This is a genomic window from Paenibacillus sp. Soil724D2 (assembly GCF_001427935.1).
Taxonomy (GTDB): domain Bacteria; phylum Bacillota; class Bacilli; order Paenibacillales; family NBRC-103111; genus Paenibacillus_E.
Map to the genome: position 1 here is coordinate 532,890 of NZ_LMRY01000001.1, position 19,490 is coordinate 552,379.

At 46.6% G+C, this 19,490-nt stretch carries 10 protein-coding genes; 1 reads left to right on the forward strand and 9 read right to left on the reverse strand.

Going from position 1 to position 19,490, the window contains the following annotated elements; translation table 11 throughout:
* Positions 1–82: 82 nt before the first annotated feature.
* Entirely contained in the window at positions 83–1,144 is a 1,062-nt protein-coding gene (rsgA, locus tag ASG85_RS02595) for a ribosome small subunit-dependent GTPase A (RefSeq protein WP_060645276.1), read from the reverse strand.
* 192 nt (positions 1,145–1,336) lie between these two features.
* On the opposite strand from rsgA, the gene ASG85_RS02600 reads away from it, so the two are divergent.
* Positions 1,337–3,259, forward strand: a complete 1,923-nt coding sequence (locus ASG85_RS02600; RefSeq protein WP_060645421.1) for an FAD-dependent oxidoreductase — start codon at positions 1,337–1,339, stop codon at positions 3,257–3,259.
* A gap of 78 nt (positions 3,260–3,337) precedes the next feature.
* On the opposite strand, the gene ASG85_RS02605 is transcribed toward ASG85_RS02600, so the two are convergent.
* The 8 genes from ASG85_RS02605 to ASG85_RS02640 all read right to left on the reverse strand — a co-directional run bounded on the left by ASG85_RS02605 (position 3,338) and on the right by ASG85_RS02640 (position 19,326).
* Complete coding sequence (locus tag ASG85_RS02605) at positions 3,338–7,192, reverse strand: TIM-barrel domain-containing protein (protein ID WP_060645277.1); 3,855 nt, start codon at positions 7,190–7,192, stop codon at positions 3,338–3,340.
* 54 nt (positions 7,193–7,246) lie between these two features.
* The gene (locus ASG85_RS02610; protein WP_060645278.1) at positions 7,247–10,528 is read right to left on the reverse strand and encodes a TIM-barrel domain-containing protein; all 3,282 of its coding nucleotides are present in this window, start codon (positions 10,526–10,528) and stop codon (positions 7,247–7,249) included.
* 155 nt (positions 10,529–10,683) lie between these two features.
* A complete protein-coding gene (locus tag ASG85_RS02615) occupies positions 10,684–11,310 on the reverse strand; it encodes a thioesterase II family protein (protein ID WP_060645279.1) in 627 nt (208 codons plus the stop codon).
* The gene (locus tag ASG85_RS02620; protein WP_060645280.1) at positions 11,307–15,020 is read right to left on the reverse strand and encodes a TIM-barrel domain-containing protein; all 3,714 of its coding nucleotides are present in this window, start codon (positions 15,018–15,020) and stop codon (positions 11,307–11,309) included. The genes ASG85_RS02615 and ASG85_RS02620 overlap by 4 nt, the downstream gene beginning before the upstream one ends.
* A 92-nt stretch (positions 15,021–15,112) precedes the next feature.
* The gene (locus tag ASG85_RS02625; protein WP_060645281.1) at positions 15,113–16,456 is read right to left on the reverse strand and encodes an ABC transporter substrate-binding protein; all 1,344 of its coding nucleotides are present in this window, start codon (positions 16,454–16,456) and stop codon (positions 15,113–15,115) included.
* Between the two features lie 98 nt (positions 16,457–16,554).
* Complete coding sequence (locus tag ASG85_RS02630; RefSeq protein ID WP_060645282.1) at positions 16,555–17,385, reverse strand: carbohydrate ABC transporter permease; 831 nt, start codon at positions 17,383–17,385, stop codon at positions 16,555–16,557.
* Positions 17,375–18,259: a carbohydrate ABC transporter permease gene (locus ASG85_RS02635; protein WP_057303108.1), complete on the reverse strand. Its 885-nt coding sequence runs from the start codon at positions 18,257–18,259 to the stop codon at positions 17,375–17,377. The genes ASG85_RS02630 and ASG85_RS02635 overlap by 11 nt, the downstream gene beginning before the upstream one ends.
* A 41-nt stretch (positions 18,260–18,300) precedes the next feature.
* Positions 18,301–19,326 carry a LacI family DNA-binding transcriptional regulator gene (locus tag ASG85_RS02640; protein WP_057303109.1) on the reverse strand — a complete coding sequence of 342 codons (1,026 nt, stop codon included), beginning with the start codon at positions 19,324–19,326 and terminating at the stop codon, positions 18,301–18,303.
* Positions 19,327–19,490 lie beyond the last annotated feature (164 nt).

Here is a 19,490-nt window from a genome sequence, read left to right on the forward strand (position 1 = left end):
CTCCTTTTTACCAACAGCATATTCAGCTATAGGCAAAAGGCTACTGAGTGAATATATTTGGGCTTATCTCATCACAAAAAATTTAACGATTATGCTGGTTTTTATGAGCCTGATGAATCTTTTTCCACTTTGCTTTCTCGGCTGCTTGAAGTCCTTTATCTTCTTTGCGCGCCAAATAAGCGAGCTCCTTTTGTAATTTTAAGTAGTTATTAAATCGTTCAACTTTCAAAGTCCCTTCATCTAGTGCTCTTTTAACAGCGCATTTCGGTTCATTCTCATGCTTACAATCCTGAAAGAAGCACATTCCTGCAAACTCTTCGATATCTTGAAAAGATGTGCTTAATCCATCCGAAACGTCCCAAAGCTGGAGTTCACGCATTCCTGGTGTATCAATCAATATGCCTCCTCCAGGCAGCGTGATAAGCTCTCGGTGAGTCGTCGTATGCTTCCCTTTGTCATCCCCCGAACGAATATCTCCCGTATCCAGAATATCCATCCCATAGATACGATTCACCAAGGTTGATTTACCCACACCGGACGAGCCAAGAAGCGCGACTGTTTGTCCTGGAGAAATATAACCGGCAAGCTCATCTAGTCCACGATTTTCTGCTGAGCTAATAATATGAATCGGTACACCTACTGCAACAGCCGCGACCTCTGCAGCCAGTGCCTCCGGATCCTCGCATAAATCCGCTTTACTTAGAACAATAACCGGATTTGCCCCGCTCTCCCAAGCTAACACCATATATCGCTCAATACGGCGTACATTAAAATCTAGATTAAGCGCTGTGAACAGAAACACGGTATCAACATTCGTGGCAACAATTTGTTCTTCGGTGACTTGACCAGCTACTTTACGGGAAAACTTACTTTTACGCGGCAATACAGCATGGATCGTTGCTCGCTGTTCTTCTCCCCTTATGGAAAGTACGACCCAATCGCCTACAGCGGGGTAGTCTTCACGACGTAGAGCTAGATGCCGCATTTTACCAGACACCTCGGCTAGCGCTTCCCCGACTTCCGTCTGTACGCGATACATATGTTTATGTTCCAAGGATACCCGTCCAACCTGGTATCCCTCATTTAGGTAAGGTTCGAAAGCTTTTTCAAAAAAGGAATTCCATCCTAAATCTTCATTTTTCAAGTGTGTATTTCATCCTCTCATGTGGTTCTATTCTGAAGTATAGACCGCAGGTATTGACATCACACGGGAAATAATGATTTAGATTATTTTTTCCTTCTTCAAATTTTATACGGATGGTCAATTAAATTGTAGACTGGAAGTCTATTTTTGCATATAATAGGAGTAAATCGATGGTTGGAATGGAGTGAGCGGATGAGCCAATTCATGAGAGCCTCCACCCGCAAAAAGCGTGATGTGATGATGGAAGCCGCCTTAAGCATGTTTATGGAAAAAGGCTATGAGAATGTGTCCGTAGACGATATCATCGCGGCGACGGGATCATCAAAGGGAACGTTTTATCATTATTTTAAAAGCAAAGATGCCATCATTTCAGCGCTTTACAGTAAACAAATTCAATTCATTCAAGAATGGGTGAAGCAACCTCCCTCCAAGGTCCAATCCCTTGAAGGACACATTAATCGCTTATTTTTAGACTTAGCGTCCAACATTCATTCCTCACCACGACTTGTTCGAAGCTTACAAGCTTTATCCTTGCAAAATGAAACCGTAAAAACGGAAGAACAGCAGCAATTAAACGTATTATCTGAAAGTTTATTACATTGGCTGCCTGAACCTAGAAAAATTGAGCTGCTCGTTTGTATCTATACGGGAACGGTCCGTACTTGGTGCAATCAAGATGATGCCGATTTGCTCTCCATGATGAAAAACAACTTAGCCTGGCTGTGGGTAGGTTTGCGCTCCAGCGAACCCTATGCACCTTTGCAGGTAGAACCAGTCCCCAAGGAGGAAAACAAAATGAAAGTAGCTATTATTGGCGGAGGCTTGGCAGGCTTAACAGCGGCCGCTTATTTATCTGAGAATCCGCATGTCGAAGGTATCCTTTTCGAGCGCAGCCCGCAGCTTGGAGGACGTGCTTTTACTTACGAAAAAGCAGGATTTACACTTAACTATGGCGCACATGCCATCTATGGGATTGATCGACATACATTAACAAACATGGAACGTGAACTTGGACTATCTTTCTCTTCCAAACAAGTAGATAAACGCAAAGTTTTTTACGCGAAACATAATCAACTTACAGCAGCACCACTCGATGCCATTAACCTCCTAAGAACTGATCTGCTCAGCACGATGCAAAAAGTAAGATTCGTCGGTGAAATTACAGCCATTATCGCGAATATTCACAACTTAAAAAACTACGCAACTCTTGCTGATTATTTGGCAGAGTCCAATGCGGACGAGGATGTTAAAGAGTTATGGGAGCATTTGGTTTGCTCCAACTTCTTCATTACACCTGAGGATGCCCGCAATGTATCCGGCGCGGTAATCAGCGAGTACTATCATAACTTGTTCCTTTCCTCGAAGCCCGTCAATTATGTATTGGGAAGCTGGGCTGTAATTACGAATCAGCTTAAGCAAAAACTGACGACGTCCGGCAGATGGGAAATCGCCCTTCAAGAAGGCGTGGAAAGCCTCCGTTACGCAGATCGTAAATTTGTACTGCATACCAAAACCCGTGAAGTTGCCTTTGACAAAGTGATCTTCGCTATGCCAGTTCAGCAAGTCGTCAAGCTTCTAAAGGGTACAGCATGGGAGCCATTCCTATCTCCGTATGAATCCAATACCGCAACCGAAGTTATGGTATATGACGTTGGGTTAAGCCGTGTTGTCGCGAGACCATTCAGCTATATCAGTGACATGGATAACAAGCTGTTCATCAGCGATGTTTCCGCGACAGATCACACATTGGTACCAGAAGGCGGTCAGCTGCTGCAAGGTATCGCATATTTAAGTGACCGCTTTGATAACGAGGAACAGCGCAAAGCGTATCTTGAAGAAAAGAACCTCCAAATGGAAGCCCTATTTGATAAACATTATCCAGGCTGGCGCGATGCTACAGCCGTGAAACGGGTTTCGAAAAAAGCGATGGTATCCAGCGTGAAAAACATTGCTTCCAATAATCTATTGCCGATACGTGTAGAAAACGTGCCTTTCTACTTCTGCGGAGACGGCTGTACAGGTAAGGGTGAGCTTGCAGAACGCGCATTCTCTAGTGCCCGTACCGCGGCGTTATCCATTGTGCACGAAGTGGAGCAAGCACTTCAAAATGTATAATTCGTCCAACATGGATGGATGATCCTAACAAACAAAAACCAGCCCTCCCATTCGCAGGAGAGCTGGTTTTTGTTTGTTTTATTGTTTGGTCACACGCACATCATCAAAGTGAAGCGTAGTTCCGCCAGGTGAATCCACATAGAATCCAACATCGATCTGACCATTGGTCACCATAATATCACTTACACTGATGTATTTCCAACCACCGCTGTTACTGATGTTCGTATAAATGGCTGACCCGCCATAGTTTTGAATTTCAGCTCTGGCAGTCGTCGGTGTCGTGTTCTTCATGCGGACCCAGGCTTCAAATTTGTATTTTACATTATTAACAGGAACACTAATAGTTTGATGAATGCTTTGTTGATAGGCACCTGCTGCAAAGAAGTATGCCCGCTTATCACCCGTCCATGGGGATTCCGGCGGATTGGTTGTTGAGCCACTATCAATGCCATAAGCAACAGCTTGCATGCTTGGATGCCATTCAACCCAGTTATTACTTTGACTCGTATCACGTTCGAAACCAGGATTGTCTAGCAGATTCTGTTCAGAAACCGGCGTACCCGCTGCGGAAGTCGAAAGAAGCAGCCGATCTAAATTGATGTTCCCACTGTCAGCGGCGTCGTATTTAAATGCAATCGTGTTTGCCCCTGCGTTTAACGCCACCGTTTGCACATTATCCTGCCAGACGTTCCAATTCGCACCAGGACTCGTGAAACTAGTTTGTCCTAGCTTGGATCCATTGATATAAGTACTCAACGTTTTCGTTGCTGCACTGCCATTAGCATATCGCAGTGCTACCTGATAGCTCCCAGCGCTAGGGACATTCACGTTGTATTTCACCTGCGCGCCTGCTGCGCTCAATCCGTCTACAAAAGCCGTACCACTATAGTACCAATGGTTTGTGTTCATTGCACTGCCACCAGAAAGTTCAGCACTCTCTGCTTCATATTTACCGACGATTGGCGCAAAGGGTACTGTAATGTTGTCGATGTTGGCATTGCCCGTATCGCCCGACTCTGAGTAATACTTATAGGTCACAACATTCACACCGGCTGTCAACGGCAGTGTCTCTGATTGCGTAGACCAAGTGTCCCAATTCGCGAGATTAGCGAGCGAGGTGGACTTTACTCTTTTTCCATTAACAAAAATACTGACTGACTTCGCTGAGCCTGAGGCATTCGCATAACGTAAGGAAACATTATAGTCACCGCCTGTTTTCACCTTTGGATAGAAGGTGACACCAGCGCCGTCATTGCCCAAACCATCCACAAATCCAGTTCCCGTATATCCCGTATGATTGGTGTTAGTTGAGGCCTTTGCAGCAACTGTATTGCCAGAAAGCGATGCATCCTCAGCTTCCAATTGCGTAGCAGTTGCGCTCACTGCAGCAACACCTGCAACAGCAATAGATTTAGAAGAAGCTGTACCTGCCGCCACTTTCACATAGGTCACATCCCCATAGATGTCCTTCCCAGTTGCCCAGCCTTCCCCAGCCGCAGCTTTTAATGCTTGAAGGCTTGCATAAGACGTCATAGCTGTGCTGTTATTCGTTACGGAAGTTCCTGCAGAACCATGCAGCTTAACAATATAGGATTGTAGTGCTGGCGTGTAGCTGCCGCTCTTTGCCCCTAATGTAAAACTTAGCGAGCCTGCACCATTATCCTGCACAGTCATATTTTGCTTAAAATAAGTACCGCTTTCATAGTTATAACTGGAGCCATCATCATCATAGTACGTGAAACTCGACTGCGTCGTATCCGGAAACACATCTACATCAACGGAAGTGACTGAAGCCTGCCCAACGTAATCCTGCACTTTCTGCGTCGGGATAATGGCACCTTTTTTAATAAAGAGAGGGATATCTGTCAACGTGTCCGGATTAACCGTATATCGGATGGTTTGACCGCCAGTTATTGTATTACCTCTTGCATAGTCAATCCATGAACCAGACGGCAAATAGATATCCTTACTCGTCTGCTGTTTATCTACCACAGGCGCGGCTAGCAGCCAATCACCGAACATCCAAGCATCCGTGTAGTTTTTGACAGCCGCATCTGTTGGATATGCTTGCATCAATGGGCGAACGAGTCCATTCCCATTCTCGTAAGCACTTCTCTCATAGGCATACATATAAGGGATCAAGGAGTACCGCAGCTGAATAGCCTCTTTGGAGGCCTCTTCCGCCGTCGATCCGAAATACCAAGGCTGGCGCTGTTGATGATTGTTCCCATGTACGCGGAAAACAGGTGTTAAAGCGCTGAACTGCATCCACCGTGCGTATAAATCGGGATTCGGATTGTTCGTCGTGCCATCCTGCTGATTGAATCCCCCGGTATCCATGCCCCATTTCACCTGGCCATTGTTCACGGAGGATAGCATAACTGCCCTTTGCTCCTGCATCCCAGCAGCCCAGTTGATCCGTTCACCTTTATTGTATTGAATGCCAATATCACCAGACCAAAGCGTAGTCGCATACCGCTGGGCACCTGGGTAGAAAGTTCTAGCTGTTTGCCAAACACGCTGTGCTCCACTCGTATAAGCCCGTTGACCCTCGTACATGGTCTGAGACATATGGCCTGTTGTGAAATTGCCAAACCAATACGACGCTCCACCTGAAGATACTTTATCCGTCTCATCATTCCACCAACCCATGATCCCTTTATTGAGCGCATCTATGGAATGATTCCAGAACCAGGCACGTTCACCAGCATTATAAGGGTCAATACTGCGTACAGTTACGGGTATGAAATAATCCTGATACTCGTTATGACCCGGGTAAAAATAACCCCCGTTTGTCGCATCTGTCCCTTGGGTCGTCACACTCGTAGAAGCATCCTTCGTAACGATGCGGGGCTTCGTAATTCCGATCATTTTGATGCCTTTAGCATCCATTGTTGTCTTTAGAGAAGTCGTGGAAGCAGAAGGGAAATTCGTCGTATTCCACGCGAATTCACCGTAGTTGGTTTCCCCGTACTTTTTCCAGTCATAGTCAAAGGCGTAAGCATCTATAGGGATATTTTTGGCACGATACGTATCCACGTTATTCGTAACTTCCGTTTGATTCGTATCCCACTCAAAGTTCATGAATCCAAGCGACCACTTAGGAAGCATCGGTGGTTTGCCCGTAATTTCCCCTACACTGGTCATGATTTCCTTCGGGGTACCGAGCATAATATAATACTCAACATTTTGTTTCACATAACGTCGTCCCTCAGGAGGGGTCCCGCCATAATAAAACTCCATCTGACCGGTTGTGCCATCTGTATAGGGGTAACCGCCATCGCTATCGACTAATAATCCATAACCCGCTGTACTCCAAATAAGGGGACCACCCGAATCTCCCTGTTCACCCGCATGGGCGGCATGACTGGACGAATTCCGCAGCAGGTCACCACCGCTATCAAAGGCGTTAAAGCTCCGGATGCCATACATATTATCACCGGTGCCATGAACGAAGCGAACACCGTCTGAGAATACACCACCGCCGGATGGTTCCCAGAATAGCGTAGTACCATCCGCCTTTTTGACTGTCATACGAACCGGGTTCTTGGTAATCTCAATCTTCATACTGGCGGTTGTGATGGTCATTGGATTGGCTGCTGTGTTAATCGTAGCTCCTACAGCTGACCACGTTTTGTTCGGATCTAGCATCGGCGTTTTCGCGCTTGCCGCTATGCCATTCGGTCGATAATCCACCTTCAAGATACCGTTTTGCACCGCTTGTACAACCAAGAGGTCATCATTCGGCTCCGTACCATTATCAACGGTTAGCGTCAAGGTATCTCCGGTTACACTTGAAGTAATGAGATTGCCTAGGCTGCTGACATAAGCATGTGCAGAAGAAGCAGGAAGCAAGGTAAGCATTGAACCAAACAACGTAAACGCTGTTAAAAAAGCAACGATACGTGGAACCTCTTTGCTCGGTAAACTCATCAATGATACTCCCTTTCGACTAGGAAATGAGGGAGGGACATGCCCTCCCTTCTTTTATTGCTCTACGATCGCGATGTTATCGAGATTAACACCGAGTGAACTAGTACCATCGTAGCTGACTTTCACCGTGTTGAGACCTGCACTTAGCGAGACGCTAACCGCAGCCGTTCCCCACGTATCCCAGTTCGTTGTTTGCGGTAAGGCAAGATCCGTCACTTTGGTGTTATTCACATAAATAGCTCTTGAGCCATTGCCTGCACCGGATGAATACCGAACCTTCATCGTATAGGTACCCGCTGCTTTGACAGAAACATCGAAGGTAACATTGTCTCCCAGAGTCTCAAAGCCATCTACAAACCCTGTACCTGTATAACCCGTATGGTTTGTGTTCGTAGTTACGCCGCTTTGTGTGCCGAATTCTGCTTCATATTCCACCTTGTTAACGCCACCCAGCACGACAGATTGAGCAGATGCACTTGAGCCGAGCTTGACGTAAGTGAATTTCTGTACCGTGTCGTAGTACCAGCCTGTTGATGCTCCGGTTAGGGCGGTTAATGTACTGTACTCTGTCATCGCAGAACCACCCACCGTTACAGAGGAAGGCTTAGTCGTAAACACTTGTAATGTCTTCGTAGAATTAATGGCTGGTACAGCGATTGTTTCTTTATTCAACCCATATTGCTCTGTAGACGTTATGGTTTTCACCGAACCGCCGATATCATCATTCCAGTCATACGTTGTTGTGCCAAGCGGATAAATGCGGAATGCGAGATTGGTGTAGCTCGTCAAGCTATTGCCAATAGTTCCACCCACTTGATATTGCGCGTTCAAATTCAACGGAAGAATGCTGCCTGACTTCACAAACACCGGAAGATCATCTATGCCGGCATTGTAGCTAATTGTACGGCCGCCAGGACGCTGAGCACCGAACCAGAAATCGATCCAATCCCCCTGTGGCAGATAAATACTCTTGTTTGTTTCTCCCTGATTCATGACAGGAGCAACAAGCAAATTACTCCCGAACATATACTGCTGCGTCAAACCGTACGTGTTTGTGTCCGCCCCATATTCAAGCGCCATAGCCCGCATCATCGGGATGCCGGAATCACTTGATTTCTTCGCTTCGCTATAAATATAAGGAAGCAAATTCATGCGTGTATTCGTATATTTGGCAAAATGGCTGATAATCGTATTGTCGCCTGTACGCGCTTGTGCGTTCCATGGCGAACGTTCCTCATTAATACCGGAGCTGCCGTTAGACTCGGAATGAAACTGCATAATAGGTGCAAAAGCAGCCATTTCGGTAGCACGTTTGTACAACTCAGCCGTTGGATAATTGCCTGTGAATCCTGCCATATCCCAACTCCAATAAGGAACACCGGACATACTTGCCGTAAGCCCTGCATTTACAGCCTGTTGAAAAGCACCAAACGTCGACTCTTGGTCGCCGGACCAGAAAATCTGATTCGCCTGTGCGCCTTGCGTGCCAGAACGACTAAAGGAGACCGCATCGGCTTTCTTCGAGCGTGCGTACTCGTTATATGCCTTCACATATTCATTTGGGTATTGATTACGCATTTCATCGCCCTTTTTACCATTTGCGAATGTATTTGAACGACCCCATACCATTTCACCGCCATCTGTTTTGAAGCCATCGATACCCACACCATCAAACAGATAAGCGCGTTTAGACATCCACCAGTTTTTGGCAGTCGTATTTGTAAAATCAAGCAACAAGCTGTTCTCGAACCATTGTCCTGCTGGTATCCGGTACTGACCTCCACTGCCGTTGCCCACGGCATAATTCTGAGCAATCATATAGGCTTCGTCATTATCTTTCTGGGTATAAGGCGTCGAAATCCATTTCTGAATAGGAACCTGCCAGAGCACCAGCTTCATCCCATTGTTATGCACATTGTCCGCCATAGCCTTTGGATTCGTCCATTTCCCTGATGTTGGGAAAGTGAAATCGGTATAGGCATGCGCAGCGCTGCCCGTTTTTGGGGTATAGGTGGCGTCATTGAATATGTAAAACGTGTTCTCATCACTCCACTGTTCAAGCACAACGGCCGTTGCCGGAATATTGTTGGTGTTCGCGTTATTAATGGCTGTAGTCACCTTGGTTTGACGATCCCACTCGTTAGCTGACATCCATAACCCGAAAGCCCATTTCGGCAGTGCGGTTGGCTTACCCGTAATGTTAGCGTAATTACCCACAACATTCTTCAAATCATTACCGTAAATGAAATAATAATCCAGTGTCGAGGCAGCACTACCCCCTGTATCAGCCGTAAAGCTGAACATATCGGTGCGTTCGGTTGCCAACCGGAATTTGGAATAATACGTTGAATTTACGAAGATGCCATATCCGCTGCTGTTAAGCATAAAAGGAATTGCCATGTAGGTGCGGTCATTTTGATTCTTATACTGATTGAAAACGTAGGTGTCCACATCATTTCCGCGTTTACGGAAGTTGTTATAATGCTCACCAAAGCCAAAAAACTCCTCCGAAGCCGGCGAATAAAAATGATCTTCTACCTTGTTGATGATGGTACTGCCGTTGGTTAACCAGGCTATGTTACGATTCGTTGTACTGTCATATTGACGGGCAATCAGCGTCGTCCCATCAGGCTTATACACACTAAGTTTGAAAGGATTCTTATCCACCTTCACCTTCAACTTGGAGGTCGTAAGCCAAGTGGTTGATGGGGTATCCGAAACCGTGTAATTACTAAGTCCACTGCTTAACGTTCCTGTCCCCGTTGGAGAAACCTGTACACGGAGTACATCATCCGCTGAAAAAGACAGGTTGATCTTCGGTGTCAAAGTGCCTGTATTCGGCACCGCGTTCAGCACAACACGGTTCGTGTTATTCGTGATGGAGCTGACACTGCTAACGGATTCCCATCCAGTTACCGTAAAAGTAAAAGGTTCGCTTGTCTTCTCATTCGCGCCATCCTTGTTGCCATGAACGGTATAACTGATCACATCCCCTTTAGCAAAAGTGCCAAGGTTAGCTTCCCAGTAAGTGTTGTTGCCGCTGTTGTATTTGTAAGCTGCTCCGACAGCTGCTTGATTGACACCATTTTTCGTCCAGGTCACCCAAGCCGTTTGTCCTGATTCAATAGGCCACGTTATTATTTTGATATACACGGTATCGCCTGCAACAGGATCTCTTGGACTCCGTTCCGTCGCCTGAATCTCGTACAGATCATCGATGCCGTATGGCGCATGATGGACTCCATCAATGGCATAAATAGGGGGGACGAAGAAACAGAAACAGAGCAAAAAAGAGAGAGAAAATCGGAATGGTACTGATAAATTCCTTACATACATAAACGTTTCCCCTTTCGCACCAAAATTTGTTTGCTAAACACGAATGACTTAGAGGCTCCACTACTGTTATTCCTCGCCATGTATGCGCCGCTCCAAGCATCCCCCCTTTCAATATTTGGCGGCCACGAATCCTATAAATCGTGACCACCGTTTGCTTACATCAGATATTCCCTTTCTACAATCGTCTGTGCGAGCTGCAGCCATTTGTTTGAATCCGATTGCCAGTAGTGATGATCGCCCTCGCAAACGTGCACATCGCAGATTTTCGCCGTATAACGGCTCCACTCCGACAAATGGTCAACAAGCGCATATTCATCCTTCTTACCTGTAAAAACACTGAATCTAGCACGAAGTGGCTCACGATTGAACTGAGCACGATATTCCTCCACTGGCTGGCAGCCAATCTCAGATGCATCCCCCTGCATGCCATTCGAAGCACCGCGAGGTCGAAGAAGGTGCGGGGCGCTGCAGCCAGATAGAAATAAGTGCCGTGGTTCAGCAATGCCTTCTGCTTTCAAGCGATGACTGGCCTCAAAGGCAAGCAAGCTGCCCCAGCAGTGGCCGATAAACACATATTCTTCACCAGGCATCAGCTGCTGCTTGACGTATTGACAGGTCTCGTGCAGAGCTTGCTTCCACAGTTCAGAGGAAACCTCGCGCATGGATAATCGAGCTTGACTCAGTTCAATATGTTGGAACCTAACACGAGCGGGTAATCCTCTGCTCCAAGTAAGGTACGACTTTGAGTGATCTCCACAGTGAGGGAACCCGAACAAAATCACTGCGCTATCACCAGACTTCCTGCCGATTCCGGGACTGTAATAAGCAGATTCTTTTGGCTAATTAAATAATGACCAGGAAGCAGGTGTTCCATATGATCGACTGGTGACAGTTCCGTTTCTGAACTTGAAACGGTGGATACACCATCCGGTTGATGTAAAATAAAGGTTATTGCTTGATTATGACTAAGACTGCTTGACCAGTGCAAACGAATCTGACCACTGACTCTTTTTGCTGAAATGTTCACACGATTGCCTAAGTCATCCTCAAACTCTGCCTGCAGTTCACCCACAACATAAACTCGGAAACATAAATGCTCATAGCGGTTTACGCTATTGCCCACATGATCGCCAAGTGAATAATTCTCAGCCAGATTTAGCGCGATGACACTATCCTGTTTCTGATAAACAGGGATCGTTTCCAAAGGTGCAGCAACTTTCATTAGGCAAGGGCCTTGGATCTCCTCCTGATCGAACAAAGATAACCAGGACCCTTCCGGGAAATAAATCTCTTTAGCACCATGACCCTCCTCCGTAACGGGAGCGACCAGCAAGCTTTCTCCGAACATGTACTCACTAATCATTTCGGTGCAATGCGGATCAGCCGGGAATTGAAGGGACATTGCACGCATCATAGGCAGCCCTGTTCGGCTGGTGCGAATCGCTTGATCATAGATGTAAGGTAATAAGTTCATCCGAATGTCCGCGTACCTTTTGTATAAATCGATAACAAGCGGCTGATTTGTTCGTTCAGCGATGTTCCACGGCGTTCGGTCTTGATTGAACTCGCCTTTTGTTTCGGCATGATACTGCATCACCGGGCAAAAAGCAGCCATTTGAGTGGATCTTATAAACAATTCTGCTGTCGGAATGTCACCATGAAAGCCACCCAGATCCCAACCCCAGAACGGGATGCCCGACATACTACTGGATAATCCGGCAATCATCGAGGAGCGGAAGGCCTGGAAGGTCGAACGCTCGTCGCCAGCCCAGTGCATAGGGTACCGCTGCGCTCCCGTGTAGCCCGCCCGACTAAAGGTAATGCCTCCATCTTTGGCATACTGCCCTATGAAATCGTAGTAACTGCCCACATATAAATTGGGATACAAATTGCGCATTTCGCGGCCTGTAGATCCGTCATAAAACTGCAGATCATGACCGAAAACGAATTCGCCGCCATCCGTTTTAAAGCCATCCACACCGATTTCATCTGCGAGGTATTGGCGCTTATTAAACCACCATTTCGCTGCTTCAGGGTTCGTAAAGTCAAGAATATGACTATCCTTAAACCAGTTATAAGGCAATGTGTACGACTCCCCATCCGCCGTTTTCACACAGTAACCTTGCTCCAGCAATGTAATTTCATCCTGATCGCGCTGACCGTGAGCAACGCCATACATATGTTTATGAATGGGTATTTGCCATAACAGCACCTTCAAACCCTGCTCATGCAGCTCTTCGACCATCCCCTTCGGATTCGGCCAACGGCCCCACTCCGGGAACTGGAATTCATCATAGCGAAACGGTTGGTTACCGTCTTTGACATTGTACTGCGCATCATTAAAAATATAGAACGTCGCTTCGTCACTCCATTGCTCGATAACTAGCACAGTGGATGGGATCTGATACTTCGCCGTTAGCTCAGCCTGTTTCAAAACCTCTGCCTGGGAATCCCAGTTATTGCTGGACATCCATGGTCCAAACGACCACTTCGGCGGCAATACAGGTTTGCCCGAAAGATGGGTAAACTGTCCGACCATCGCGAGCGGCTCCTCTGCAAATAAATATGCAACCAGTTGTTGATCTGCCTGCGACACGTCCGCTTCCACTTCTACAAGATCAGATAATCGTGTATGAAAACGGAAGGTCGAATAAAGCGCCGTATCCACGAAGATCGCATATCCACCGGAGGATATGGCAAAAGGAACCGGCATATAAGTCTTCAATCCTTGATCCCGGTACTGATTGTACACATATTGATCAACTTCATGACCCGAATATTCATAATGGGAAAAGCGTTCCCCCATGCCGAACCAGCGATGCTCCGGCCTCGTTTTCAAGTTCAAGCGAAGCTTATGCATCGTTTGCGATCCGTCGGTCAGCGCCTCGATGAGCGGTTTTCCTTCGGCGGCGAAGCCTTCCATCAGCACGCCTTCCGTGCTGCGCAGCGCGAGCGCGAGCTTGCCCCCGCGCACCTCGGCTTCCAGCCATGCGGGTCCAACAGCCAGCGCCGCCTGCTGTGCCGGCGCGCCTTGCGAGCGTTCGCCCTCAGCGGCGAACGTCAGCTTGATCGCGCCGCTCTCGTCGGCGCGGAAAGACAGCTGTGCGGTGCGAGTGGCCTCCGCACCGTAACCCAATTCGACGACGAAGCCATCCGTCGTCTCATACAAGGCATGGACGCGCTCCAGCGCCGTCCATGTCCGCACTTTAAAGCTGTAAGTCGCTGAACTGAGCGACTTGCTCCCGCTCTGAAGCGTAAAAGCATAGCTGACCTCGTCACCTGCGAGGTAAGGGCCAAGCTGCGCTTCCCAGACCTTTTCCCCGCCGTCCGTCACTTTCATGACGGCGGTCACGGCTTCGGCCGCCGGAATGCCACCAACGGCAGCCTGCACGGTCACAACCTGACTCGCCTGAAAAGGCTGAGTCAAGAGGCGTACAAGTACCGAATCAACCGCTTCGGGATGGCGGGGAAACCGTTCGTAAGGCAGGATGACGTAAGGGTCATCGTAACCCGTCGGTTGATGCACCAGAGTGACGGTGTCTAAGCTGCCACTACGGACATCGCCTGAAACAAGTGCAGCCTGTGCAAGCTCCAACAGTACGCCCCCCCATGTACTGACGGGTGGTTCCCCCGCTTGTTCACGCCAATAAGTAAGCAGTAATGGCTCCTTGGCTGTAGAAGCGTCTACCTCATACAGCTGCGAATCTTCCTCCTGAAGCGACTCCACATGAGCGAGCAGTTCTTTCGCCCGTACTGTGTCCCCTTTATTAGCGTAGTACCACGCCAACAGGCAGGTAAGATCCGCTCGCTCACAACCTCCATAAAAGGTGTCGCCAGCTTTAAATCTTACACCTTTATTAACAAGTGTTTCTTCCAGTTTATACAGCGCCTCGATCAGAATACGGTCTTCAATACCCAGCATACCGAATGGAATCGCTGCTGTGATGATATCCCCATGAATCGCTGTATCACCCAATTCGCTAACAACTCGGCCCTCTTTAATGAAGCTGGCAAAGACAAGCTCACGGATAGCCTTCAGTAAACGCACACCCCGCTCACCAACCCCGTTCTGGATATTGGCTTGAACCGCAGCGAAGTATATCGCCAAATGACTCAAATAAATGCCTACGTTCCCACTCTGCAGCCAATGAGGCTGCGGTTTCTGCCAATTAGCATCTAGAAGCAAGGTGGTTTGCTCGATAATCCCTTCTATTTCCAACCTAAAATCCTGATCTTCCGTAACCTTCAGATATTCGCCGAAAGCCCATAGCCGAAGCGCCGCATCCGTCAGCGCCAACTGCCCCTTAAATTGATCGCTGCTCATCAAACGCAGCACAGGTAATGCACGCTCCGATTCACCTCGCTGGATAAGTGCGTAACTCAAAAAAGCAATATCTCTAAAAGTGGCAAGCTGCCCTGAGATCGTAATCTGACCTGTATGTTCATCTAAAAAATAAGTAACATTCTGATTTGAATCTACTGTTTGCACCATAAATCCTCCTACTCCATCCCATGTGTATGAATGAGAAAGGGGCCGTTGCCGCAACAATGCCCCTTCCCTGCCGACTCTATGTCCGCATTACGCTATTTAGTTACTAATTTTTCAATCTTCGCTTGCGCTTCATTGAGTGCTTTTTCCGCTGTATAATCGGATTTCAATTTCGCTTTATCCAGCTCGTCACCGATCGCTTTCGTCAAGTCGTTCCATTTGTCCGGAATTGGACCTACTGGCGTCAGTACAAGCGAATTCAAAGCTTCAAGTACGATTTTCTTCGAAGCTGGCGGCGTTTGTTTGAAATAAGCCTCCATGACTTTTTCATCCGAAACTGCCGGTACACTCCAGCCTTTCTCAATTCGTTTGCTGACAACAGAAGGATCGGAAGACATGAATTTGATAAACTTCCAGGCCGCTTCGGCATTTTTCGTTTTTTCTGAAACAACAAGGCCATCTGCAAAGAAATGATGTGCTTTCTTCGTATTACCAGGCTCCAAAGCAATATCCCATTTGAACGGGGCATCCGCAAAGCGGCCAAAGTTCCAAATTCCGCCACGCAGCATAGCAAGCTTACCCGCTTTAAATGCGTTTAAGTCAGCATCTGGTTGGTTAAAGGTATCGTCGTTGAGCGCTGGAGACACTTTATACTTTTTCGCTTTATCCAACATCCAGTTCAAGGCTTCAATATTTTCTTTACTGTTCACAGTAGGCTTGCCATCTGCACTCCAGATACCTCCGCCGTTCTGAGCAATTGTTTTGTAAAACTCATAGAATTGAATTGGCGAGTAGGTCCCCCATACGCCGCTTTTGGCGTCAGTGAGCTTTTGAGCCGCTTCTAGCTCTTGTTTCCAAGTCCAATCAGCCTTTGGATACTCAACTTGCTTTTTGTCAAACAAGTCCTTATTATAGAAAAGAACTACGTCTGAAAATGACTCTACGACTCCATATTGTTTTCCGCTATATTTGAAAGAGTCATAGGCGAGACCTTTGTAGATTTCCGGCTTGAACGTCGTGTCCTTCGCAATGATCGGCGTCAAGTCTTTTAGTGTATTTTTGGCTGCATAAGAGACGAAGTTTTCGTAACCGACCTCAAATACATCAGGCGCATCCCCCGATGCGAGCTGTGTATTGAGCTTCGTGTAGTAGTTATTGTAATCGACGATATCCACTTTGACCTTCACGTCAGGATTGGCCGACTCGAACGCTTTCACCATATCGCCGAGCGTCTGTTCTTGAGAACCGCTTGCGGTGTACTGCATGAACTTGAGGGTAACAGGTTCTTTCTTTGTCTCTGGTGTTGCCGTTGCAGCTGCCGTTGGCTCTTGTTTTGGCGTTGACGCAGGTTCTTTTTTCGTATCCGCTCCACACCCCGTTGCTGCAAGAGAAACAACCACACTTAACGCTACGACCCAACCTGTTTTTTTAGTAACCATCTTTAAACCCTCTCTTCTTATGAATTTTCTTCAGTTAACTCACCATTGTCTTTTAATTTCAGCACTTACGTCTCAAACGACTTCCATCACCCCTCTCATTATCCTTTAACGCCACTCATGGTCATTCCCTTAATGAAGTATTTCGATGCGAACAAAAACACAATGAAAATCGGTACAAAGCTGATCACATTCCCCGCCATCAATATGTTCCACTCCGTCGCCCATCTACCCTGCAGCTTACTTAGTCCAATCGGAAGTGTCATCAACTCCTTATCGCTCGTAATAATAAGCGGCCATAAAAAATTGTTCCACGAAGCCATGAAAGCAAAAATGGCTAGCGTTGCAAGAGCTGGTTTGCTAAGCGGAAGAATGATACTCACAAACACCCTCAAATAAGAAGCTCCGTCCATTCTCGCCGCCTCAATCAACGGATCAGGAATGGTCATGATGTGTTGTCGAAGCAGGAAAGTCCCGTAAGCACTGAAGATTCCTGGCAAAATGAGACCGAGATACGTATTCGTCAGGTGCAATTTTTGAAATACGATAAAGAGTGGCGTCATCGTCACTTGCATGGGAATCATCATCGTGATCAAATAAAGAACAAATAGAGTTTCCCTGCCTCGGAACGGTATTTTAGCAAAAACAAATGCAGCCATCGCACACACTACCATTTGTGCTGCTGTCGTCACTAAGGACACGCCGACACTGTTGCCCAAAAAGCGATAGATCGGGAAGTATTTCGTAATCTCGACGTAGTTACTGAATTTAAATGTATCGGGTATTAAATTCGGCGGCATTCTGACGACTTCCAAGTTATCCTTAAAGGAACCCGACAGCATCCAGACGAAAGGAAACATGAGAACAACAGCCGCCACAATCAAAATAAGGTGTGAAAGCAAGTTCCGATACGGCATATATTTATCTGTCATAGGTAACCCACCTTTTCTGAAGCTGCTGCTGAACGATGGTGACGGCGAAAATAATGACGAATAAGATCCATGACTGCGCAGAGGCAAAGCCCATTTTATAGCTTTGAAAAGCATTCCCATAAATTTGCTGCACAAGCGTGCTCGTTTGCCCTGCCGGACCGCCGCCTGTCATAACTAGCACCTGATCAAAGAGCTGAAAGCCATTGATGAGTGATATGACAAGTACGAAAAAAATACTAGGCGTGAGCAGCGGTAGCGTTACACGAAAAAACTGCTGAAATCCACCTGCGCCATCAATCGTCGCTGCTTCATAATAATCCTCCGAAATATCCTGCAGCCCCGCAAGAAGAATGACGGTCACATAGCCGATATCCTTCCATACACTTACCGCGATAATTGAGGGCATTGCCCATACAAAGTCCTGCAGCCATACAGGTCCTTGTATTCCGATTAATGATAACAGGTAGTTAATGAGTCCGCTCTGTCCATTCAGCAGCCAGCGCCATACGATGGAAACAGCTACCCACGATGTGATGACGGGTACAAAGATGAAAATTCGATAAAGCTTAATACCCCTTAGCTTCCTATTTAATAAAACGGCGAACAATAAACCAAAAGCAAGAACAGATGGCAAATAACCAAGGATGTACTGAAGAATGTTCATTAATGATGTAAGCGTTTTCTCATCCCGCAAAGCTTCGGTGTAATTATCCACCCCAACGAACTTCGCCGGGGTTAACAAATCCCAATTCGTAAAAGAGATGACCGCGGAGGAGAGCATCGGAATGAGTTGGAATAGAAACAAACCCGCTAAACTTGGTAATAAAAATCCGATAATGACAACTGCTTTGGAAAATCTCTTTTGTCCGACCATGACGTTCTCCTTTTCCGGTTCCAGATAATAATTAATACTAATTATTCCTTGGCTCTAACTGTTGCTCTCTCCACAATCGTTAGCGGCAGCATAATTTCATTCGCTTCTTGCTCCACGCCGCCTTGAATCATGTTGATGAGATGCTCGGCCGCTATAGCGCCTTTTTCAGTTATATTTTGCCGGATTGTTGTTAATGGCGGGATAAACATCTTCGACATCGTGATATCATCAAAGCCAATAACAGAGATGTCTTCCGGAACTTTTTTACCCATGTCCATCAAGCTCCGAATCGCTCCGAATGCAACCATATCCCCTGTAGCAAATACTGCTGTGATTTCAGGAAACTTGTTAGCGATGAGCTGACCTGCAGCCACACCATGCTCATAACTCATGGATTCTTCAAACACATAGTCCGGGTTATAAAAGAAATTCGCTTCACGAATCGCACGTTTGTACCCGAGGAAACGTTTCTCAACAACACCGTCTTTACGAATCGCTCCAGTCACAAGTCCAATGTTGGAGTGACCCTTATCAATCAGATATTTGGTAGCCAAATATCCACCGTATTCGTCATCAATACCGATTCGCTTGAAGTAACTGTCGTTAATGTAACTATCGATCAGAACAATCGGGATATTAATCTTCTTAAAACCGTCATAAAACTGTTCCGGATAAATACCCATCATTATGGCGCCATCCAGATTACGCTGAACGGATAAATCCAGATAACTTTCCCCTTGGTTAACGCCAGATAACAAGAGGTGGTACCCATACTCGCGAAGCTTGCCCTCAATACCGCTTATCATTTCGCTGTAGAAAGGGTTTTCAAGTATAAGCTGTTTATGGGATTCTGTCTGTGGAATCACGATGCCAATCAACTTGGATTGGTTTTTGACTAAACTTCTCGCCGAGAAATCCGGTATGTAGTTTAAGGTTTCAATTATTTTCTTAATACGCTCGATCGTCTCATTGGAAACTTTATCGGTTCTGCCGTTTAAGGCATAGGACACTGCGGCTGCTGAAACGCCTGCGACTTTGGCTACATCTTTAATTGTTGGTTTCTTCATTACTCAACCCTCTTTAGTTTAGTTACACGTTTAACTAGATTATAAGACACATTACCCAATATTACAATATGATAGCGCTATCTTTTTACCATTAAATTGATTTATCAGTTATGCGTTTAACTAAATTATTTTTAATGTCTATTTGAAATGGGCGAATTCCGTGC